Here is a 21,317-nt window from a genome sequence, read left to right as displayed (position 1 = left end):
TTTTTACAAATTAATTGATATTTTTGAATACATCAGGTTAGAAAAAAATAATCAACCATTCAACTTTAAAATCATGAAAAAAATAGCAGTCATTTGTTTCTTTTTATTCAACCTTTGTGTTGTAAATGCACAAACGATAGAATCAGGCAGTCACAGCACAACAGGATACATCAAATCCGATGGGACCATTGAAAATAGTAGTCATTCCACGGTCGGTTACATCAAGTCTGACGGAACAATTGAGAATAAAAGCCATTCCACAATCGGATACATCAAAAGCGATGGTACCATAGAAAACAGCAGCCGTTCTACAGTGGGTTACGTTAAAAAAGACGGAACGGTAGAAAGTAGCAGCCATTCAACCATGGGTTATATCAGAGACGACGGAACGGTGGAAAACAGCAGTCACAGTACTATTGGCTACGCAAAAGGGGTTAAAAAAGAATGGGCAGCAGTAGTGTATTTCTTTTTTAAGTTAGATTGATCATCAATGATGTGACGAAGAATAGGTGAGTTTGGCAAGTAAGGTTTTTAATATTGTTCTTCTTATAGCTTACTTGAAATACAATCTCCAAAAAACAGGAGACTTCGGAGATTGTAGGCAGTATAGAAATTAATCAATACATAGATTTTTTATGTTTAATAAACCTGGATAATATAGTAGGAAAAGATAATAAAAGAGAAGTAAATTATGGTAGAGGTACTTTAAAAGAACCTTTTAAAATGATTATTACTAACTATTGTCAGGGAAGATAGGGGTCAGTATATTTAGAAAAAGTAATTAACCATAAGGGAAATAGGGGAAATATAATTTCTACAAAACAATATAAATCAGGGGTATTATGATTTATATGGCTCGAAAAAAAATAAATTACACTTAATATAATTGAATAAGATGAAATTCATAAACATCAATTTTTTATTTACTGTGGTCGCTTTCTTTTTAATAGTTTCTTTCACATCCGATTCTACTGAAGTCATCCGGAATGATTTTAAGAAATTCTATGATAAATATGGAGTGGAAGGTTCATTCATTATGTATGATCAGGCGGATGACAGGTATACTATATATAACAAAGAACAAATATCTACACCGTTCACACCGGCATCTACATTTAAAATTTGTAATTCGTTAATTTCATTAGAAACCGGTGTTATCAAAGATGAAAACATTGTTTTTAAATGGGATGGGAAGGAGAGGCCACTTGATGTCTGGAATAAGGATACTGATATGAGAGATGCCTTTAAAAACTCAACAGTATGGTATTACCAGGAGTTGGCGAGACGTGTGGGTGAAAACCGAATGAAAAGTTGGCTGAAAAAGTCTCATTATGGTAATGAAGATATTTCAGGAGGTATTGATGCTTTTTGGTTATCTGGTGGGCTTCGGATTACACCGGGTGAACAAATTGATTTTCTGCGTAGACTTCATGATGATAAACTTCCCTTCTCAAAACGATCTATGGATATTGTAAAGGACATTATGATTGTAAGTGATACTTCAGGTACCGTAATACGGGCGAAACCCGGTGCCGGTAAACAGGGACAACAATATGTGGGTTGGTATGTAGGGTATATTACAACTAAAGATAACGTATATTATTTTTCAAATTGCATTCAATCGATTGAAAAAAAACCGGATTTTGGGAAAGCCAGATTTGAAATTTTAAATGATATTCTTGATGAATTGAAGGTTTTGAAAAAGCTCTGACAGCGAAGGAAAACATTTTTTTTCCTATTCTGTCAAAATATTTGGTAACATTTTTTTACAACGGGAAACAAATAGCTAAAATCCAGAGATTTGAAAAAGACAGATTTAGAATTAGAGTTTGAGCTGGCATTAAAAGAATATAAACTTTTGATATATAAAGTTTGCCGGATTTATACCAACAATCAAAATAATATTCAGGAGCTGTATCAAGACATTATTATTCAGTTGTGGAAATCTTATCCGAAATTTAAGGGAGAGTCGAAATTTAGTACCTGGCTGTATCGGATCGCTATTAATACAGCTTTAATGAGTTTCTCCAAACCAAAACGCTCTCTCCAGATGAGTGATGTAGAAATTCATAATGTACAAATGCCATATGAAGAAGATATCGGATTGAAGGAAGAGCAACATCAGCAGTTATATGCAGCAATACAACAATTGAATGATGTGGAAAAATCTGTTGTTATGCTTTATTTAGAAGATAAATCTTATGATGAAATGGAAGAGATTTTAGGAATTAGCAATGCAACCTTAAGAGTAAAAATGAATAGGATAAAAGAAAAATTAAGAACGTTAACCCATAATCGATAAAAAAATGGAACTAGACACATTAAAAAATAGTTGGAAAACAATTTCAATAGATACAAATCAAAATGAATTTGACATTATTTCTGCAACAAAGAAAGAAATGATCTCTCCCTTAATGGAATTAAAGAGAAAATCGAAAAATCAAGTTAAAATTTTACCAATTCTCTTTGCTTTTTTAGTTGTAGTAGCTAGTAAAATATCTAACGTGAGTGATAATCTTCTAATTTGGATGGCCTTAATTATTCTGCCCATATTAACCGTGTATTATTATTTTAACTTAAAATTAATACATGACTTAGAAACGTTTAATGGTTCAGTGAAAAACGACATAGAAACTAAGATAAAAAGATTGATCAAAACCAATATCACGTATCTTATAATTACCAGGGTGTTTTTCTTAGCCGTCATTATATTTTGTGAGCTATTCCTTAGAAATAACAAATATGATTTAGTGGAAGGGCTTCATGCATTGGCGAAACTGAGTTTTCCCTTCAGGTTGGGTATATATGGCGCAATATTCGGGATGCATTACTTAATTAGTCAATATACTTTTAAGCAATATTTTGGAAAGTATTTGGAACAACTAAAAAAGGTATTATCAGACATGCAGTAAAAACTCTGAAACCTATGTCAGATGAGGTGATAAAATAAAATTTTGGCAAATAATTTTTTCTAATATTGTTATGGCTTGTTTTAAAAAAATCTCCAAACCCATGAAGCTTTGAATAACCAGAACCTATGTTCTGGTTTCAGGATATTAATCTTTTATCCTCGAATTAAATATCAAGTCTGTAAATAAATTCCTCGATCTCTGTTTGTCTGGCTCGCGCAAAACCTTTGTCAGTGCCGATTTTGACAAATCCGCAATTTTCCAGAACTTTCTGTGAGCCACTATTGTCAAAGGCAACACGTCCAAAAATGGGTCTGGTTGTTTCAATGGTAAGAAAACTTTTCAATGCTGTTGTGGCGATACCTTTCCCCCAGAAAGATTTATCGATCCAATAGGTGATTTCTGTATCGCCCTCCATCACAAATTTTGCAATACTTCCTGCGATGGTATCACCAAACATAATGGTCTGGTTGTTAACGGTTGGATCATTCAGTAATTTGGTGTATTTGGCCAGATAAGCTTCTTTATTGAAGGAATCCTTTGAAGTAAATGCTGCCAGATGATTCGCTTCAGGATCAAGCTGAAATTCAAAAAGAATATCTAAATCAGCAATTGTTGTGGGTCTGAGCCGTATTTCAAGGTTAATATCTTTCATTTTGAGCGATTGGTTGATCTCAAATATAGTATTTGTTAATCCCTTAAACATAATAAAATGTTTAAAATATTTTATTTTAAATACTTAAGATCATTGAAGTGGGTTGAGAATAAGATTGCGTAAAAAAGGTCAAAAAGTTGTAAAGTTGAATAATTCTATAAAGTCAGGATACTTCAGAGATTCAAAGAATATATCACGACCCAGATGCTTCCATGATCATGATGTACTTGTCAATTCCTTTACTGAATCCATCCGGTACAATCTCTACTGTTCTAAAACCATTCTTTTTATAAAACTCAGCGGTATGCTGTGAGGTTTCAATTTTGTAGGGCAGGGAAGGGTAGGTCTTTTTTAACAAATCAATCCGATATTGAGTAAAAGCTTTTCCTATTCCTTTCGCATGATAGTCGGCATGAACCATTCCCCAGGATAATCCAGCCGTATTATGTTTTGTATCTAAAAAAAATCCACCACATCCTATTACCTTATCATCCGTTTTAACCACGAAATAGTTCTCTTCAGTATACTGATCCAAAAAGTTTTCAAAAAGCGGTAATTCTTCCAGAGCAAAAAACTTAGGCAAATTACTCCTGAAGATTTCGATGCAGTCTTTTCTGAAAATTCTTGTGTAATTAATGATTTTCATTGTGATTAGTTTAGGAGTACCAAGATACAGGAAATTTAATAATGATGATTTTTATTGTGCGATGATAGAGGTCAGACAAGAGGGAGATGCTTTCGGAGCGATAAAATGCATAAGCGGATAAAGACGACCTTGAACTTCTTACAGCGGTCAGTTTTGTTTTAACCTGAAATGGATCAATGAATTTAAGGTAAAACGGTAAAAGAGAAGCACTTAATCGCCAATATTTAATCCTGATTTACCACATTGTAAATATTCCAAACAAATCAAAAAATCCAGTGAGTACTGGATTTTTTGAATTTATTATTATGCAATTATCATTTGTTTTGTAAAAATAAGATACAAATTATTTGATAACCGTAGCTTTAAAAGAAAAGGACGTACCTCCAACATTACCAGAATCGTATACATAAACAGTTATGGTATTTGGTGCTGTTACTTTTGGGGTATAGATTGGTGGATAATCTCCTGCTGTAATATTACTTGTCGGGCTTACGATAACCGCATCCCCAATGGCTGCCCCATTGACAGTCATCGTAAATGCTCCGGAATTACCTGGTGCCGGCAAAGTCACAGTAGTTGTTCCTGTTAATAGTTGCGCACCACTGCTACTTGGCGTAGACCAGGTTCCGTCTCCTCTAAGATAAGTGGTAGAACCTGCTGTACCGGAAGTTGTAGATATTTTAGCTACGGTAACGGAAGCATCAGCTATTTTGGCTGTCGTTATCTTAGAGCTCCCAACAGTTGTAACTCCGGAAGTGTTTATAGTAACATCTCCACTTAGAGTTACCGGATTAGATGGGGCAAATGGAGTCCCGCCTGTTATATAGACCTGCCCTGAAGCAGTACCATTTGCAAAACCTGAACCCGTTGCTCCGGTAACACCTGCTAATCCTGTGGCTCCAACTGGTCCTGTCGCTCCTGTCACTCCCTGTATTCCTTGTGCACCAGTGGCTCCGGTAGCACCTGCTAATCCCTGGGCTCCAACTGGTCCTGTCGCTCCTGGCACTCCCTGTATTCCTTGTGCACCCGTTGCTCCGGTAACACCTGCCAATCCCTGGGCTCCAACTGGTCCTGTTGCTCCTGTGATTCCTGTAATCCCCTGTATACCTTGTGCACCAGTGGCTCCGGTAGCACCTGCTAATCCCTGGGCTCCAACTGGTCCTGTTGCTCCTGTAATCCCCTGTATACCTTGTGCACCAGTGGCTCCGGTAGCACCTGCTAATCCTTGAGCTCCTACTGGTCCTGTTGCTCCTGTAACCCCTTGTATACCTTGTGCACCAGTGGCTCCGGTAACACCTGCTAATCCTTGAGCTCCTACTGGTCCTGTTGCTCCTGTAATCCCCTGTATACCTTGTGCACCAGTGGCTCCGGTAACACCTGCTAATCCTTGAGCTCCTACTGGTCCTGTCGCTCCTGTCAATCCCTGTATACCCTGCGGCCCTGCTGCACCGGTAGCACCTTGAGGCCCGGGAAGGGAACTTCCTGAAGTTTTAGCATATAAAGCGTAAGGAACGCTTAATAATTGTGATGTTCCTGTTATGGTATAATTATTTGATCCACCAGGATCTGTTTCTATTTTGATGAAGTAAGTGTCTGCTCCCCAATTGATGGTAGAATAAGAACCGCTCACTAAAGTACCGGTACCTATTTTTACTGTTACTAAACCATTTATATTCGTAGACTGAGTCTGAGTTTCGGAGTATACTACTGTTCCTGTTGTAGAACCTTTCAATATAGAAAATTTCATTCCTACATTTTGATTGCTAACCAATTGATTACTTGAATTTCTGATGATAGCCTGATAACTCATGGCATCCTGCACTTGCGAAAACACTAAAGCAGAAGCCAGAGAGGCTGCTAGAAAAGAAAGCTTTTTCATAGGTAATTAGTTTTTATATTTTATTTATCTGTTTTTAAAACCTTAAAAATTTTGATGCTCTTACCCTCTTTTGATACTTTTAATAAATAGAGTGAAGCAGGATAAGCGGTCATTATAATTTGAGTTTGAGGCTGAAGTATAGGTTGACTTATCAGTAACTTTCCACTATTATCAAAAATATCATAGCGATATTTATTATAATCTTTAAATCCTATTTTCAAATTGAGAATATCTGTAGTGGGATTGGGGAAAATAGTAAGGTTCAAACTGATTTCGGTAATGTCAACTCCTAATGTCGGTGTGATTTCATAAGGCTGCTGAACACCTGCAGTAATATTTCCGGCAGAAGAAGATGTTGTTTCGTAAAAAATCTGGCCTATAGAAGCTGAAACATTTCCCGTGGTGCCTGACATATTGGTGCCACTGGTATTTAGGGTTTCTTGTCCCGAAACCTGCATCGAGAAACTCACAAGAAACAAAGAAAGTGTAAAAAGTGTAGTTTTCATATCATATTGGTGTATATCTTATTAGTTTTTATTATTTATCAAATATATAATTATATTATGATAACTATATTAATTTATAATTAAAAAAAATCATAAAACGGTTACTGATATTTCTGTCATCCTACACCTTCTCTATGAAGACTGACTGATAAAAATTAAGAAAGTGAATTTTGGTAGATCTTGCACGTATTATATGAGATCCCTTAAATATTCTCTATTTTGTCTTACCGAAGGACAATCTGGTCTGCAAAGAGATGCTTTCTCATTGTATTCATGGGCCTTTTTGTATTCCCCTAAAAAAGATAAACAAACACAAGCCTCAATATTAGGAATATATCCTGAATAATCAGAAAATACAAACCCTACAGGATTAGATTCAGGAACTCTTGTAGCCAAATCAAACCATTTAAATGCCAGGTGATAATTGTGCTCTTCTTTATAGTAATATCCCAATTCACAACAGATATCCGGTCTCGGAACATCATATTCAAAGCTTTTGAGTAAGATCGGCAGAATTTTTTCTTTAGCACCCATCTTTTTATATTCAATCGCTAATTGGTGACAGGAAGTGATGATGTCTTCTAACCAGCCGGATCCCAAATGTAAAAACTTTTCATAACAGGTGATGGCTTTAGCTGTCTCGTGATGATCTTTCAGTTCCCTTGCATAATAATATAGCTGTCTTGCAGTAAATTCTTCTCCATTCTTCTCTAAAGCTCTGTATATATCTATATTCCTTGTAGAAAGCTCTTCAGGGTTTGTTTTTTTATGCCAAATTTCAATATCGGTATAATGGAGATTGCCGATTAAAGGAATACATTCGTGAACGGGATCGATCCATTGATAATTTTTACTTCTTTTAAATAATCTTTCACGTGTTGAATGAAAGGTAGGATTATTGTTTTGGTCAAATGATAAAACATATTTCATCGTAACCATCTCAACATGATCCTTTAAGGTTTTCTTTAGTTCATTAATTTCTGTAACTGATTTTTCCGGTACCACATCATCAGCATCCAGCCACATCTGATAATCCATAGTCGCTTTCGAAAACGCAAAATTACGGGCCGCTGAAAAATCATTAATCCATTCAAAATCGAAAACTTTGTCTGTAAACTGTGCAGCAATTTCTTTGGTTTTATCGGTAGAACCAGTATCTACGATGATGATTTCGTCTGCAAATTTTGTTGCACTTTCCAAACATCTGGCCAGGACTTTCTCCTCATTTTTAACAATCAGACACAGGCTTATTTTCATTGACTTTAAATGATTTTTAGGGTATAAATATACTGGTATTAATTGTAGATATTTAAAAAAATTACCAGCAAAGTACTGGTGTCAGCGATCAAAGAAGATTCTACAGAAAGCAGGAAGGAATTTTAAATCATATTGCTGTTTTTGCCTGTACATGGGAAGTTTCACGCAAAGTTAATTTGGTCGGCATCCTTGTCAAGGTTTAGAACCTTGATAAGGATGAAGCTGCGAGCCTTTGATTTGTTATTGATACTCCCGTTTTTTCAATACCCCATCGGTATACATTTCAGTATAGATGAGTCGCCCTTTTTTCCTTGTATTAACGATAGGTTCTCCTGTTTTTTCATTATACTGTTGTAATAATTTGTAACATTTCCATGTTCCGGAGGGTAGGCCATTTTTATACTCTGCTTCCAGATAAGTATAGGGATCTGTAAATTCCGGATATTGTTGTAAGTCTATAGAGCTATTTGCCTTCGTTTCAATCCATTTCCCTTCTTTCTTGTGATTTTTTACCATGCCTTGCTCTTCTTCATTTTTATATGAACCGTTTTTATCAAAGTACCTGGCAAATCTTCCGGAAGGCAGGATTTGGTATTGCTGTAGAGGTTTTACTTGAAAAGGATTTTCACTGAATTCATAATCCTGTAGAGAAATGATATAATTTTTATCGATGTTAAATAATGTATAGTTGGCAAATCCCATTTCTCCTTCATGATGAAGATAGATTCTTTTCATATCGATAAGCTTACCGCCTTTCGTTGAAACCAGATATATTTTTTCGATAAATGGTTCTGCATAACGAATGGTATTATAGTCCGCCATAAAATACAATGAATAGTCTCCAAAACACAGAAAATCAGAGGCCATCGCAATGCGGTCTTTTTCGTTGACATTTTTATTAAATGGTAAAAAGGTATCATATTCTTCAGTGAGTGATACAAGATCTTTTTTGATTACTTTTTCAAATTGTAAAGCATTGATTTGCCTTAATTTATTTTTATCCTGAATAGCCGCCAGAGCAGAGTCAACGGTTATTCGTTTTGAAAGATCTGAATATCCGAATGGCAGGTTGATACAATCAACTTTACGGGTGGTAAAGAAAACGGATCCTTTATCGGTTGAATGGGTTTCTGTATGGATGGTCTTATTTTCCGTTTGAGCCTTACTATAGCAGGAAAAAAGGAAAAACAAAACAGAGAAACATGCGATATTAATTTTAGGCATAGATATCTGATATTGGGGTGAAACCGTGAACATGCAAATGATTGTTATGTCTGGGGGTAGCGGTATGAATGGTATGGGGTAACCGTGTCGTAGCATCGTCATCAGTACTGGCATTGGAGGTATTGGAAAAATTCTCTGACCGGCCTGATTCAAATCCAAAATCAAAAAGAATATTCCGAAGAATGACCTGATTTTCGTAATCAAAATTGGCTGCCGTAAGTATGGTATTGACTCCATCCTGCTGAGCCGTTAATAAATTCAGATCTCCCGCCTCTCCGTTCACGTGTTCTGCGCTGGGATAGCATGACGCATCAGCATAAGAAAAACCCTGAGATACGATATAATGCGTGTGTCCTTCCTGTCTGAATTGTGCTAATGATCCTAAGAAACCTGCAAATAAATCCGGCTGAATGCTTCTTCTTCGGGTATGCTGAAATCCGTACCGGATGATAACGCCATCCTGATTATAGTTGAATGCTTCAAAAATCTGTGGTCCCACACCTTGATTCGCTAATATATCCATATTGACCATTTCAACATTTTCTGTTTGATTGGCGTACCACTTGTCGGTGGCTCCATCTCCTAAGGTTCCGGTGGAATATATCAATAACTGATGTGCATCAATCTGTTCCCCCGCCGCTCTGTTGGCTGTGAAATCTATGGTATCCAAAAGATTTCCTCTTTGGGCAACTGGTGGAACGGTATTAACTCTTCTTTTTCTGGTGACACTTTCTTTAGTTCTGGAACAAATTCTGTGTTCATTATCATGTTGATCATAATAGAAATAAATAACTTCAGTGGAGTGGTTATTTACAACCTTCTGAATCCTTCTCCTTCTTTCAGGATCTGGAGTAATTACTGTTAAAGTATTGTATGTATTACTGCCATGGTGAATGGTATATATATTTTTATTAACCACTCTGAATCTTCCCGTATCATCATCCAGGAAAATACCTGCACCGTTAACTTCTTCCTGGCTATCTTTATAGGCACAGGGGTTATTGTCTGTTCTCTCTACTACCACTTCCAGATTAATGCTGCCCTCTGCAAGTCTTTCGGTCCATTCGTCAAAAATAGCCCTTCCGTCGGGTCTGAGCTGCAGTTTAATAATGGCTTTATTGATATGATCATTTAAATTACCATAATGAGTATGGCTGCCTCGGTTGTTGTTGAGCGCACCAAAATTTCCGACTTGTACGGTAAACAGTCTCTGTGCTTCATACCGGTCAGGAGATATAAAACGCATGAGTTGTAATGTATCTGTATTATTTGTCAGCGTGTTGGCTGAAGGTCTTATCACTGCATCAATGCTCAGGTCTGTCATATTGCTGGTCTCTATGATCAGATAGACCGTTTTTCCTAATATGGAATCGTAAGGAATCGCTTGATTCTGTTGGTCTTGCTGTGCGTGGGCGGAATCAATTTTTGTGAAATTAACTCTTGTTCCATCGTCTGTTATTACTTTTTTAGCAAAATAGACATCAGTGATACGCTGTAATGAATTATCAGGAGTATCCGGAGCCAATGGAGGATTTAAAGTTTGTGTTTGCCCGGAATCTGTTATGGTAATACGTGTCGACATGTTAAGATTTTTCTTTTTTTAGTTCGGGAGTTTCTGATATTTCCTGACAGGGATGATCTATGCTTTTGTTTTCCTTCAATGGGATAAGGCTCAGACATCCAGACAATAAAAAAATATATTCTTCATGGGGTAGCCCTTTGCCGGATTGTTCATCCGGATGGCCTGGTATTTCTTCAATCCATCCTATTTTTTTATAGTTCTTCATGACTTATTTCTTTTATATGATAGATAATTTTCTTTTGGTAGTTGTCTCCCAGAGAAAAGTCTATGGTCAATTTATGCTCCAGCACTTCTTTGGTGATAAAATCCAATAACATCTGTCCTTTATATTTGTCTAGTTTTGGAACATCTGTTTCACTATTATAAGCTATTTCCTTTCTTTTCAGTTCACCATAAAACATTTCCCAGTTTTTGTCTGAGGGAATAGTACCGATGTACTGCAACAGCAATAATTCATCATCATAACGCATAGCCTCCGTTTGTACGCTCTCATCTATGTCTATTATGGTATTGATCATGAAATTACGGTAGCGCACACTATGCTTTCCCTGATCTTCCTTCTCAAATCTTCTGTAAAATGGATGGAGGATCATTCCAAAATGAATATTCTTTAAAAAATCTTTGCTCACCAGGGTTTCATTTTGATAAAATGCTTTTAAAAACTGATAAAGATCTTCCGCCTTTTGCCCCACATAGGACCGGGATAGCTTTTCTACTGTTTTTTCCACTTTATCCTGAAGTATTGACAAGCCCTCTATGTTTTTTAAACGACCGTATTCATCTGTGATGAGCACTACATCATCATTGATTGCTGTAATTTTGTCTAAAAAATCTTTTTCAGACGGTGAAAGCTCTTTATCCCGGTGAACTCTGTCAAAAACTTCGATATGGTATTCAAATTGTTCATTTTCTAAACGTTTCAGCGTGACATGAAAATTTTTGTTGAGCTCACTTCTGTGTATTTTCCCGTTGATGATAGTATATTCATTATAGGTATAACGATAAAACTTCTTTCCTTCAGAAAGGTTTAATTTCACATCTATGGGAAACATCGGTTCCATTATTTCTTTACTTAAAAACTACTTTTCCACCTGAGGAAACCCACTGATTTTTTTTGTTCCATGATCCATCACAATCCTGTTGCATCTGTTTTACTATTTTGGCTTTCTTCAGATCAATAATGGCACATGTGTAATTTTCATGCAGTGTACTGTCTTTATCACTTTCATGCACGTAATCTTTGATGATGGCATCCACTACTACATAGTTTGCATTAGGGGAGAGTGAAGAGAAAAGTTCACTTCCGGTGCCTTTATATTCATTCCCTTTACCTATTTTTATACGCTTCTTTTTCTTTACAATGTAGAGGTTGTACCATAATTTCATATTGTTGTTGTAGGAGCCGTAATACAATGATAAAGTATCATTTAAAGTAATGATGGTATCTCTCTTTACCGTTTTATTCTGAACATCATGATTTCTGTGGGAAACAGTATTTCCGCATGTAATACATATAACTAAAATCAATACGATGGTTGTAAATTGTTTCATCATGATAAATTTGAATTTTTTTCCATTTTTTCATACCGCTTATCCATATCGGTACCTCTTCTTTTATTACCGTAATCATCTAGAATTTCCTTCTCATATTGGCTGTGCTTATCTCCCCATTCTCCTGGGTTTCTTGATAGATTTTTCAGTTTTTCACCTTCTTTTCTGGTTTTATTTTCTTTGGCAGTGTTGGCATCTTTTTTAGCAAAAAATCTGCCTAATGCAGCACCGAAATCATCTTTTACAAATCCAGGCCTGTTAATGTGATGATCCAATACAGTGGCCTTACCTAATTTTGATTGTAAATAATCTGACAATTTATACGAATAGCCTGTAGGAGTTAAAGGAAGCACGACCTCTTTTAATCTCTTGATAAAATCCAGCACTTGTTTTTCCTGAAATGATTTATCAATAACGGCATTTACGATAGGTTGAAGGGGTTTACATTCTACTGTTTTTCCAAATAAAGATTCTTTACAATTTTCTCTGATTTTATCGGATAATGTATTTCCTGTAATTTTATCGGCTTTCGAATCTGCGGGGTCTTTATAATACAGAATCCCGGAGTCAACCGTCCATCCGCATGATACAAATAACTCTTCATATTTTTCAGGATACTGAGCTTTAAATTCTTCAACTTGTGTCGTAAATTCACCTTGTCCGGTGTGATCTACTGTTTTTTGCATTGCTCCTGCCGTTAATATCATCTGTTCACCTGAAAGATCCCAATCATAAGATTGAACAGAATCCAATTTACCTTCATTTTCAGACATTCCTACCAGGATAGCTTTTTCTTCAGTCGTAATTTTCTTTTCTTCAATTAATGTATCCCAATCGGCATAATTTTCAAGTTTTTTTGATCCCCAGTAAGCGGGGCCGTATCTTTTGCTATATCTGGTACAGGTGATATCATAATTGCTTCCGCAATTACAGTATCTGATCTCAAACCTTTCATTGTCTTTATTTAAAAACTCACGCGTCTCATCCGGAAATTTCACTTCATCCTCTGTGCCTGTTACTTCAGCTTTAAAATATAAAAAAGCATTCCTGTCATCTCTTTTATTAAATTTATCTATCAATTTTTTTAAATCCTCATCACTTTTGGGACGCATCGTTATTTCTTTTGCATACACCAGTGTTCCGTTGATATTGAATTCAATATTGCTTTTCTCCGTCTCACCCTCTAAAAATTTTACTGGATTTTCATAGATGTTTTCTGCATTTTTCAATTTATTTTCATGGATCTCAACGGAAAGTTTTCCGGTTGCTCCCTGACATTCTGCTACCACCCATACTTTCTTTTTAATGGTGGTGCTGTTTATTCTCTCAAAATCAAAATCAGGACTGCCATCAGCTTTTTTCGCCTGTACTTCTTCTTCCCAGGTAATTTTTACCTCTTCTTTTGCTTTTAATCTTACAGAATCTTCTTTATCGGCCTGGATGTTTCTTCTTCCTTTTTTTTCATACTTCTCTTTGACGTCAGATACCAGACCTCCGTTTTTTACCGGATAAATTTCGTCCTTAGGTTCCCAGGTCATTTTAGGAACCCGTTTCGCAAAATATATTTTCACCACATTCACTTCATGATCTACCTGATGTGGCATATCATAAGTCTTTTGATTGGGGTTTGCAGAGTAATTATCTTTTTCTTGTTCGTCACTCATACCATTTTATTTTGAGCTGGTTAGAATTAATTTTGTATCTGTCTTGTATTCCGGGATTTATTCAAAATTTGAATGATTTTATAATAAATATTTGTTTTAAGAATTATTGTTAATATAAGCTCTGTAATTTTTAATAATAAAAAAAGACACTGCAAATACCAAAAGATTAAAAGGAATAGCACCTAAAATAGCTAAACCACCCCAGGTTAAACCATAAAACATATCCGAAAATATTTTTTTTAACAACTCATATCCTTGGGGAAAGTAGCCCGCATTCATATCATAGAAAGACCATAATAAACCGCAGAAAACCAAGGAAAGTACAATCCAGAAAATATAAAAAATGAAATAGAATATATTTTTATGAACAATTTTTTTGTTTCTTCCTAATACTAACATCGTTATCATAAAAAAAACAGCAAATACCATTATAAATGAATAGGGATGCATCCAGTGATAGGCTGATCCAAAAGAAGATCCAACGACTTTATCAACTAATTTACTCAGGATAAAATATAATACTGATGTAGCGACGAAAAAAACAACACTACATAAAGCCATATAGGATAATCTATTCAATTTCTTGAGGGGTAGCATAAAATTCATAAGATACATTTAAATATTTTACATCTGTATATAAGTTAAAATCCATTCCTTTCTTATAATCTTTTCTCCAATCTCTGTATGATTTATTTTCAATTTTATAGTAGGTGTCTTTTGTAGGTCCATATGGATTTACTGATACTGCATTTTTTTTAGGAGACCAATCACCCAAATATTCACTTTCTGTTATAAAATCGAAACTGTCCTTTATATAAACTCCAATTTTTGTGATTTTAACCAGATAATTATTTGAACTGTTTTTTCGTGTAATGGTCCCAAATGCGATTACTCTAAATTGGCAACTTGCCAAAGTTCCAAATAAATCATCTAAAGGCTCCATTGAAAAAACATTTTTGCTGATGTTATAGGATACACTTTGATAATAGAATTTCTCAAATAATGGCATTGCTTCCTGTGCTTTTTGTCCTCCTAATTTGGGTTGTTCAATATTATCAAACTTTTGTATTTCATTTCTAGATACCCCAAAATTGACGGTTTCGTTATCTTTTTTAGGAAGGTTTAAATTCACAGTAGGAATTTTTACCATCTCTTTAATCCTTTTCTTTAGAAGCTTTATTGCATTATTTGATTTCCACTTTTCAGTAATAATTTTATCATATTCGGTTTTCATTCTAGGATATGACAACACCCAATCCATGGATAATAAATCAACTTTAGGATCAATTAACCAAGGTTTATCATTTTCCTTACCCTCAAACCATATCTCTTGAAGCATTTTGGCTTTTGTCCATTTTAATGCCCCCTCTATCTTGGGAACAAATTCAACCGCATGAATTTTGAGATAATCAGTTTCTTGTGGTAATTCATAGGCCTTATTTTCAAGCTCAATTTTCGCATATAATTGTAATATGCTCTCTCCTCCTTTTGTAAATAGATCTGCCGTTAGGGGGAAATTAATATAATTTTTTTCAGAGGCGATTATATAATTTTTTTCATATACATTATCATCATTAATGGGACCTGAATCTGATTCATATACTGTAAATGAGATTTTTTTTCCTATTGCTGCTTTATTTGCTTCAAAGAAAAAGTGTAGCTTTTCATCTCCGTAAGGATGCAACTTTATTTTTTGATTATTTTTGTTGACCCAATATCCTGAAAGTATGGTTGGTTTCTCGTTATCAACATTAGATTTTATACTCGCAACTTTCGGAATCGGTGACGCAACAGCTGCATTAAACTCAGGATCACAATTGATAAAAGATTCCTTTACTAAAGCGGTTTGTTCCTGTATAATAGAGGTTCCCAGGTTTTGCCACGGACTTAATTTTATAACACTCATGCAGGGTGGGGGAGACATTTTTCTGGCCGGCCATTTTGGGTGCCCACAGGTTCCTTTAAACTGAAGGTTTACCATGTTGTTTCCGTCGCCCTTTGTTGCAAATAGTCTATCCTGAAGGTTTATCTCATTAGAGGTCACGTTTAGTTTTCCGGCTGACTGAGCATAAGGACATTTCAGTTTTGCTCCATGTATGACCATTTCTCTTTTTTCTAAAGGAGAATCTTCGCTGGCTTTTTTCTTTTTTTCTGCCCGTTTTTCAGAAAGCTTCTGATTATGCGCTGAAGTTTGTTGATCTTCCATGGGTTAATATTTGGGATTGGATTCAATACTTGAGGTAGTCATCATATTCGTTGGCAAGAAATGGAAATTTACTTTCACCATCTGTACCGGATTTTAGCCTTTGCTTACTTTAACGTCTTTTCCTCCCTGGAATACGGCCAGTGAGGTTCCCCTCAGTTTTAAATCACCTTTGGAGGTCTGTATATCGGCTTCTCCAGAGGTACTTTTAAATGTATTTCCTGTACTTTCTGTCTGATCCTGCTTTACCGTAACAGTTTTATTTTCAGAGGTCTGAGTATATCTTTTAGTAATGGATTCAGTATGATCGTTTCCAATATTCAAGGTGCTATCCTGTCCGATCTTGGTGGTCATATTCCTTCCCACTGAAATATGCATATCTTCTCCTGCGGTAAAGGTCATATTCTTTGGTGCCGTAACCTTAATGTTTCCCTGGCCATCCATAAAATAGGTATTTCCGCTTGGATCTTTAATGGTAACACTTCTTTCCGCATCATTCATTAAAACCTTAATCCCGCTTCTTGTCTGTATCGACTTCAGATGATTGTTCACACCTCCGCCCAGACCTACCTGCCCATGAAACATTCCGCCCATGGCAAAAGGAAAATCAGGATTGTGATATTCAAATCCTACCATCACCTGATCACCAATTTCAGGAACGGCTACAAAACCTCTGTTTTGTGACACCGCATCCGTTCCTCCTGCATCAGGACTCATCATTCTGATAAAGTGAGTGGTATCATTTAACTGCCAGTCAAATCTAACCTGTATTCTGCCCTGGTTCAATGGATCTACATTGGAGATGACAGTGGCTACCTGCGGTTCTGCTTTTGGCATTTCAAAATCAGGTTTTGGCATAAAACCGGTGCCTTCAGCAATGGCTTCAAAGGTTCCTGTATAATATCCTCTTGCATTCACTTCGTGAGTCACTTCTGTGATCATCAGTGTCGTAAAATGGGAGGTTTCATTGCTGTCGGTCTTTCTCATTGCCAGATCTGCCACACAGCCGATATAAAGGAACGGAACCGTTGTTTGTCCCGAAACGGTAAAAACCTCTACAGCTTTACTTCCCCTTGCACTCTTTTGAGAATCATCCACATCAAGGAACACATTGGGATTGATGGGAGTAGGAGTCAGTGATCGGGTCGTGAAAATAGTATCATTCAGTGCATAGGCTTTGGAAGATAATTCTCCCGGGTGGTTGATACGGTCATCAGTACCCACCATTTTGGTATGTCTGCTGCTGTTATAGCCAAAATATTCCGGTTTGATGTGAACGGCTTTCAGCTCCACATTCAAATCAATGACATTGCTTCCATATACCAATACGATAGGTTTTTCAGAAGAGGGGAGTTTTCCGAAATGAAGAACTTCGCCGTCATAATAAAACTGCTCTCCGTAAGCTTCTGCAATTCTCGTCAGATAATTATAATGGGTTTCGTTGTATTGGGCACTGTAGCTGATATAACTTTTGTTCTGGGTATCGACCCTGAAATCAAATTTACTGGTTCCCAAGGTCTCTTTGATAATCCGGTTGGCAATAATATTGGTATTCACCGTCTGATTTCCTCCGAAGCTTTGAGTATGGGGAGCCGCATCCATCAGAATCGTAGGACTCATCCCTTTTAAAATAATATTTCCCAGACTCATTTTTTCCTGACTGAACGCCACTTTGGTAATGAGGCCCACAAATGTTCTTTCGGGGCTTTCATTTTCGTAATCTTTATATCTGAAAATAACGGTGATTCTTTTTCCTAAAAATTTTTGGGCCTGCTCCAGGTTGTGGTTTTGTACCTCCCCCAAAGAGTCATGAGCCAATACCAGTTCAAAATCATGGTGCTTTCTTGCACTTTGTTGTAAACGAAAGTGTTTAAAGTGATTGATAGCCTTACCCTCAACCACAATTTCCAGTTTAACCACCCGGTTGATGCCCGAAACGTGGTTTTCTGAAACTTTCTCAGAATTTGAGGTGTTTTTCATAATATTTTATGTTTTTTTGGTATTATCTCACCGAATTTAGATAAAAAATAGATTACAAAATGTAAATTAATATTAAATCTGAAAAATTGTAGTAGAACTACGATTACTTTTTCTAAGTGACTTTAAATTAGAGGGTTGAAGGGAGTGTTGGAAATTGGGGCGTTTTAGGAAGGAATGCTTTTTATCATAGAATGCGGTAATGGGGAATGAACAACATATTGAGATGAAAAATAGTTATTCTATGAAGCATAAACTTTTCAATATATTTATTTTAAAAATTCATTACTCTCCCATATATAAACATCTCAATGTAATTACTTGTTACATGAAATTTTAAAAGACAATCGAATTAACTTTCACCCATCAAAAAAATTAAAACAATTTCCTGAAATTGACTATATTAAACAAAAAAGAAAATGACGCCCAAAACAATAAAATACATTATTGGTTTTTCTTCTACCTTGCTACTGATTTCCTGTTCAGGGACAAAGTCCGTTGTTGGAATAGAAAAGGTACAAGAAAGTTCACTCTATACAGAAATCCGGCAGATAGGTTTAGAGGCAACCAAAAATAATAATGTTCCCGGGGTAGCCATAGCCGTTATTCAAAATGGAAAAATAATTTGGACCCAGTGCATAGGATTGGGTGATAAAAAAAAACAGCAACCTATAACGACAGAAACTATTTTTAATGTAGGTTCAATTTCCAAGATGGTTTCTGCATGGGGGTTTATGCAATTGACAGAAAAAGGGCTTGTAAAATTGGATGCTCCTGTTGATCAATACCTAACCCGCTGGAAATTGCCCGCTTCCCAATATGATCTATCAAAAGTTACCCTTAGACGTATTCTAAGCCATACCGCAGGCCTTTCGGTACATGGCTACGGAGGTTCTGAACAAGGGACAAAATTGTTGAGTTTAGAAGAATCCCTTTCCGGAAAGACAAAAAGAAATGGAGAAAGCGTACGTTTAATAAGTGAACCAGGAACAAAGTGGGAGTATTCGGGCGGTGGCTACACCCTTGCACAGTTAATGCTTGAAGAAAGAACGAAGGAAAAGTTTGCAGACTATATGAAAAAGAATGTTTTCAACCCCTTAGGTTTGAATCATACTTCCTATGAATGGACAGCAGAAATGATGAAAAACTCTGCAATAGCTTATGATACCTCCGGTAAACCCATAAAGAATAGAATATTTACAGAACAAGCTGCAGCAGGATTACAAACAACGGTTTTAGACCTGGCGCGTTTTGCAGAACTTTCATTAGGGTACAAACAAAACCGATTGCACAAAGTATTGCGACCAGCCACCGTACAATTAATGGAGGAGGCTATTGCCCCATTTTCTGATCAGGGAAAAAGTGGTCTTGGGTATCGGTTTATGAATTATGAGGGACTTGAAACATTAGGGCATACCGGAGAGAATGAAGGCTGGAGTGCGGCTATATTTATGTATCTGCCCACAAAAAGCAGTATTGTAATTCTCTGTAATGGTTCAAACGGAGATCGTGTTTGGTTTCCTATCTATCAGAGTTGGGCAAAAAGAATTAAGGCTGTTAGTGCTCAGTAAGTTCAATGGTTAAAAACTATTTGAGAAGAAACCATATTCCGGCACCAATTGCGGCATAGGCAGTAACCGTAATAATATCAGCGATAGGCTGTGAAAAGCGTTTTTCCGCAATTCTCTCAGCATCAATCTGGTTTTTATGGAATTTCAGGATTTTCTTTGGATTATGAACGGGGTGGGCTACCAGACTGTCACTTTCCCATCGGTCAACGATTACTTTATAGCTCCTGCGGTCAACGTTAATTTTAACATTTTTACCTGGGGAAAGTTTGTCCTGAACATTGATCGGAACAGGTATTTGCTGAGCGTTCATGTTTTGAGATTCAGCTGTTGACGTTTTGATTTGCGGCGAAGTATTGTTAGCCAAAGTAGCATTCTTTTTAGCTTCTTTTTTATTGTCGGTGGAGGTATCCGCTTGTTTTTTAACCTGGTAAGTGTAACAGCTGGTAAGAGAAAATAATATGATGATGAAATAAAGATTCTTTTGCATTGGTTAAATTTAAGAATTAAACGGAATATTTAGCATTTTCTTTTGAAAGATTGTGTTTTTTGAGGAAGTTTACTGCTTTGTTTATGTTTTTTAGAGTTGATAATTTTTCGATTGGGGTATTATAATTGTATTCCATCCACCAATAATTTACCGTTCTAAAAGCTTAATTAATTTTTTTTAAACCAGTAAGAATGATTAAGTTGTTAAGTTTAATTAAGAAAAAATCGAAGATTTTAATAAGAATAGGGATCTTAAGACGTAGCCTACCTTACTATTCTAAAATCCTTAAAAAATTTTAATGGTTTAAAATAACGTCGGTAATGAGTTACTTGTTCTGGTGTAGCTTGATTTTAACGCAAAGATTTCATAATGCAACTGCATTATTTTAAGGGACAAAGATGGAATCAACTTCATTGATTTTTTCTAAGCGAACACATAATGTATATCGCTTCATCCGTGGCTTTGTTGCTTCTTAGTTCATTTTCAGTAAAAATCGTTGTTTTAATATTGTTCCAGATCAGAAAAGCTCAGATCCTGAATTTTGGGCAAGGCTTCAATTTTGATCCCTTTTTTCCTTTTGTTTAAGATTTTGTCCGAACCTAATTCTTGCTCAAACTCTATTTTGGTTTTTGCTAATAAGTCAATTTCAGCTTCAGCAGTTGTATTTTTTCCGTCCCAAGATACCCGTGATATTTTAATCAATTCGAAATTATTTTGCTTATATCTGAATTCATAGCTGCTTTTCCGGTCATTAATATCCGTAAGCATTTTTAAATGACCATCTTCAATGATAAAATCCGGAATGGTATTCCCGTTGTATTCTCCTTTTTTATCGGCCGGATATTGGCTTTCAATGAGTTTTGTAGTAGAAACAACGAGTTGAAGTTTTTTGCTGTTGGGCTGGGAGAGGAATATTTGTAATCTCAATGGTCTGGTATCATCCTTTACATCCATTTCTACAATTACCTTATCATCATGTTGATCGTTATTCAGATCACCCACCTCATTTCGTACCTGCAATGAGTAATGATCCTTATCAGCCGCTTTTTGTGAATACAAATTAACTTTTGCAAGAAGAAGAAATAAAATAAGGCATCGCGAAGACTTTTTCATAATTCATTTTCTGACATGAATGTATCAAATTTTTCAATACAAAATAGAAACCTTAGTGAGATCTTAAAATAATAAGAAAGCCTTCCAAAAGAA

The 21,317-nt window shown here is 35.9% G+C and carries 21 protein-coding genes; 5 read left to right on the top strand and 16 right to left on the bottom strand.

The window, feature by feature from the left end:
- Window positions 1-73 precede the first annotated feature (73 nt).
- The 4 genes from EG342_RS21785 to EG342_RS21770 all read left to right on the top strand — a co-directional run bounded on the left by EG342_RS21785 (window position 74) and on the right by EG342_RS21770 (window position 2,912).
- Window positions 74-484 (top strand): 5-fold beta-flower protein, encoded by a 411-nt coding sequence (locus EG342_RS21785; protein WP_103289903.1) that lies wholly within the window; start codon window positions 74-76, stop codon window positions 482-484.
- A 411-nt stretch (window positions 485-895) separates the two neighbouring features.
- Window positions 896-1,711, top strand: a complete 816-nt coding sequence (gene blaOXA, locus EG342_RS21780) for a class D beta-lactamase (protein WP_103289900.1) — start codon at window positions 896-898, stop codon at window positions 1,709-1,711.
- Window positions 1,712-1,801: 90 nt separating this feature from the next.
- On the top strand, window positions 1,802-2,302 hold the full coding sequence (locus EG342_RS21775) for an RNA polymerase sigma factor (protein ID WP_246008682.1): 501 nt from the start codon (window positions 1,802-1,804) through the stop codon (window positions 2,300-2,302).
- Between the two features lie 4 nt (window positions 2,303-2,306).
- On the top strand, window positions 2,307-2,912 hold the full coding sequence (locus tag EG342_RS21770; protein WP_103289897.1) for a hypothetical protein: 606 nt from the start codon (window positions 2,307-2,309) through the stop codon (window positions 2,910-2,912).
- Between the two features lie 163 nt (window positions 2,913-3,075).
- Here the strand turns inward: EG342_RS21770 and EG342_RS21765 are convergent, their stop codons facing one another.
- The 14 genes from EG342_RS21765 to EG342_RS21700 form a co-directional block, all read right to left on the bottom strand.
- Window positions 3,076-3,615 carry a GNAT family N-acetyltransferase gene (locus EG342_RS21765; RefSeq protein ID WP_246008681.1) on the bottom strand — a complete coding sequence of 180 codons (540 nt, stop codon included), beginning with the start codon at window positions 3,613-3,615 and terminating at the stop codon, window positions 3,076-3,078.
- 142 nt (window positions 3,616-3,757) lie between these two features.
- Window positions 3,758-4,210 carry a GNAT family N-acetyltransferase gene (locus tag EG342_RS21760; RefSeq protein ID WP_103289891.1) on the bottom strand — a complete coding sequence of 151 codons (453 nt, stop codon included), beginning with the start codon at window positions 4,208-4,210 and terminating at the stop codon, window positions 3,758-3,760.
- 343 nt (window positions 4,211-4,553) lie between these two features.
- Complete coding sequence (locus EG342_RS25710) at window positions 4,554-6,089, bottom strand: collagen-like domain-containing protein (RefSeq protein ID WP_103289888.1); 1,536 nt, start codon at window positions 6,087-6,089, stop codon at window positions 4,554-4,556.
- Between the two features lie 20 nt (window positions 6,090-6,109).
- Window positions 6,110-6,595 (bottom strand): T9SS type A sorting domain-containing protein, encoded by a 486-nt coding sequence (locus EG342_RS21750; RefSeq protein ID WP_103289885.1) that lies wholly within the window; start codon window positions 6,593-6,595, stop codon window positions 6,110-6,112.
- Window positions 6,596-6,784: 189 nt separating this feature from the next.
- A complete protein-coding gene (locus tag EG342_RS21745; RefSeq protein ID WP_103289882.1) occupies window positions 6,785-7,852 on the bottom strand; it encodes a glycosyltransferase family 2 protein in 1,068 nt (355 codons plus the stop codon).
- A 240-nt stretch (window positions 7,853-8,092) separates the two neighbouring features.
- Window positions 8,093-9,076, bottom strand: a complete 984-nt coding sequence (locus EG342_RS21740) for a hypothetical protein (protein ID WP_103289879.1) — start codon at window positions 9,074-9,076, stop codon at window positions 8,093-8,095.
- Window positions 9,069-10,658: a hypothetical protein gene (locus EG342_RS21735; protein WP_103289877.1), complete on the bottom strand. Its 1,590-nt coding sequence runs from the start codon at window positions 10,656-10,658 to the stop codon at window positions 9,069-9,071. Before EG342_RS21735 ends, EG342_RS21740 begins: the two co-directional genes overlap by 8 nt.
- Before the next feature lies 1 nt (window position 10,659).
- Complete coding sequence (locus EG342_RS21730) at window positions 10,660-10,863, bottom strand: hypothetical protein (RefSeq protein ID WP_103289874.1); 204 nt, start codon at window positions 10,861-10,863, stop codon at window positions 10,660-10,662.
- A complete protein-coding gene (locus tag EG342_RS21725; protein ID WP_123868154.1) occupies window positions 10,850-11,710 on the bottom strand; it encodes a hypothetical protein in 861 nt (286 codons plus the stop codon). Before EG342_RS21725 ends, EG342_RS21730 begins: the two co-directional genes overlap by 14 nt.
- A gap of 16 nt (window positions 11,711-11,726) precedes the next feature.
- A complete protein-coding gene (locus EG342_RS21720; RefSeq protein ID WP_123868153.1) occupies window positions 11,727-12,212 on the bottom strand; it encodes a hypothetical protein in 486 nt (161 codons plus the stop codon).
- On the bottom strand, window positions 12,209-13,873 hold the full coding sequence (locus tag EG342_RS21715; protein ID WP_103289866.1) for a hypothetical protein: 1,665 nt from the start codon (window positions 13,871-13,873) through the stop codon (window positions 12,209-12,211). The genes EG342_RS21720 and EG342_RS21715 overlap by 4 nt, the downstream gene beginning before the upstream one ends.
- Before the next feature lie 96 nt (window positions 13,874-13,969).
- Window positions 13,970-14,479 carry a hypothetical protein gene (locus tag EG342_RS21710; RefSeq protein ID WP_123868152.1) on the bottom strand — a complete coding sequence of 170 codons (510 nt, stop codon included), beginning with the start codon at window positions 14,477-14,479 and terminating at the stop codon, window positions 13,970-13,972.
- Window positions 14,445-16,079, bottom strand: coding sequence for a DUF6402 family protein (locus EG342_RS21705; RefSeq protein ID WP_103289861.1), 1,635 nt, complete (start codon window positions 16,077-16,079; stop codon window positions 14,445-14,447). Before EG342_RS21705 ends, EG342_RS21710 begins: the two co-directional genes overlap by 35 nt.
- Before the next feature lie 93 nt (window positions 16,080-16,172).
- Window positions 16,173-18,056, bottom strand: a complete 1,884-nt coding sequence (locus EG342_RS21700) for a type VI secretion system Vgr family protein (protein ID WP_103289858.1) — start codon at window positions 18,054-18,056, stop codon at window positions 16,173-16,175.
- A 416-nt stretch (window positions 18,057-18,472) separates the two neighbouring features.
- Here EG342_RS21700 and EG342_RS21695 point away from each other — a divergent pair, with 416 nt between their 5' ends.
- Entirely contained in the window at window positions 18,473-19,624 is a 1,152-nt protein-coding gene (locus tag EG342_RS21695; RefSeq protein WP_103289855.1) for a serine hydrolase domain-containing protein, read from the top strand.
- 16 nt (window positions 19,625-19,640) lie between these two features.
- Here EG342_RS21695 and EG342_RS21690 read toward each other — a convergent pair whose 3' ends face one another.
- Together EG342_RS21690 and EG342_RS21685 are read right to left on the bottom strand one after the other, a co-directional pair.
- Complete coding sequence (locus EG342_RS21690) at window positions 19,641-20,111, bottom strand: hypothetical protein (protein WP_103289852.1); 471 nt, start codon at window positions 20,109-20,111, stop codon at window positions 19,641-19,643.
- 501 nt (window positions 20,112-20,612) lie between these two features.
- A complete protein-coding gene (locus EG342_RS21685) occupies window positions 20,613-21,224 on the bottom strand; it encodes a hypothetical protein (RefSeq protein WP_103289849.1) in 612 nt (203 codons plus the stop codon).
- Window positions 21,225-21,317: the final 93 nt, after the last annotated feature.

The sequence above is a fragment of the Chryseobacterium lactis genome (assembly GCF_003815875.1).
Lineage (GTDB): Bacteria > Bacteroidota > Bacteroidia > Flavobacteriales > Weeksellaceae > Chryseobacterium > Chryseobacterium lactis.
Note: the sequence above shows the minus strand (reverse complement) of the source record. Positions and strands in the feature narration are given on the sequence as shown.

Coding starts and splice junctions, on each gene's coding strand:
- EG342_RS21720 (WP_123868153.1), bottom strand. CDS start 12,212: ATGATGAAACAATTTACAACCATCGTATTGATTTTAGTTATATGTATT.
- EG342_RS21695 (WP_103289855.1), top strand. CDS start 18,473: ATGACGCCCAAAACAATAAAATACATTATTGGTTTTTCTTCTACCTTG.
- EG342_RS21710 (WP_123868152.1), bottom strand. CDS start 14,479: ATGAATTTTATGCTACCCCTCAAGAAATTGAATAGATTATCCTATATG.
- EG342_RS21750 (WP_103289885.1), bottom strand. CDS start 6,595: ATGAAAACTACACTTTTTACACTTTCTTTGTTTCTTGTGAGTTTCTCG.
- EG342_RS21745 (WP_103289882.1), bottom strand. CDS start 7,852: ATGAAAATAAGCCTGTGTCTGATTGTTAAAAATGAGGAGAAAGTCCTG.
- EG342_RS21740 (WP_103289879.1), bottom strand. CDS start 9,076: ATGCCTAAAATTAATATCGCATGTTTCTCTGTTTTGTTTTTCCTTTTT.
- EG342_RS21760 (WP_103289891.1), bottom strand. CDS start 4,210: ATGAAAATCATTAATTACACAAGAATTTTCAGAAAAGACTGCATCGAA.
- EG342_RS25710 (WP_103289888.1), bottom strand. CDS start 6,089: ATGAAAAAGCTTTCTTTTCTAGCAGCCTCTCTGGCTTCTGCTTTAGTG.
- EG342_RS21700 (WP_103289858.1), bottom strand. CDS start 18,056: ATGAAAAACACCTCAAATTCTGAGAAAGTTTCAGAAAACCACGTTTCG.
- EG342_RS21705 (WP_103289861.1), bottom strand. CDS start 16,079: ATGGAAGATCAACAAACTTCAGCGCATAATCAGAAGCTTTCTGAAAAA.
- EG342_RS21765 (WP_246008681.1), bottom strand. CDS start 3,615: ATGTTTAAGGGATTAACAAATACTATATTTGAGATCAACCAATCGCTC.
- EG342_RS21785 (WP_103289903.1), top strand. CDS start 74: ATGAAAAAAATAGCAGTCATTTGTTTCTTTTTATTCAACCTTTGTGTT.
- EG342_RS21725 (WP_123868154.1), bottom strand. CDS start 11,710: ATGTTTCCCATAGATGTGAAATTAAACCTTTCTGAAGGAAAGAAGTTT.
- EG342_RS21685 (WP_103289849.1), bottom strand. CDS start 21,224: ATGAAAAAGTCTTCGCGATGCCTTATTTTATTTCTTCTTCTTGCAAAA.
- EG342_RS21770 (WP_103289897.1), top strand. CDS start 2,307: ATGGAACTAGACACATTAAAAAATAGTTGGAAAACAATTTCAATAGAT.
- EG342_RS21690 (WP_103289852.1), bottom strand. CDS start 20,111: ATGCAAAAGAATCTTTATTTCATCATCATATTATTTTCTCTTACCAGC.
- EG342_RS21730 (WP_103289874.1), bottom strand. CDS start 10,863: ATGAAGAACTATAAAAAAATAGGATGGATTGAAGAAATACCAGGCCAT.
- blaOXA (WP_103289900.1), top strand. CDS start 896: ATGAAATTCATAAACATCAATTTTTTATTTACTGTGGTCGCTTTCTTT.
- EG342_RS21715 (WP_103289866.1), bottom strand. CDS start 13,873: ATGAGTGACGAACAAGAAAAAGATAATTACTCTGCAAACCCCAATCAA.
- EG342_RS21735 (WP_103289877.1), bottom strand. CDS start 10,658: ATGTCGACACGTATTACCATAACAGATTCCGGGCAAACACAAACTTTA.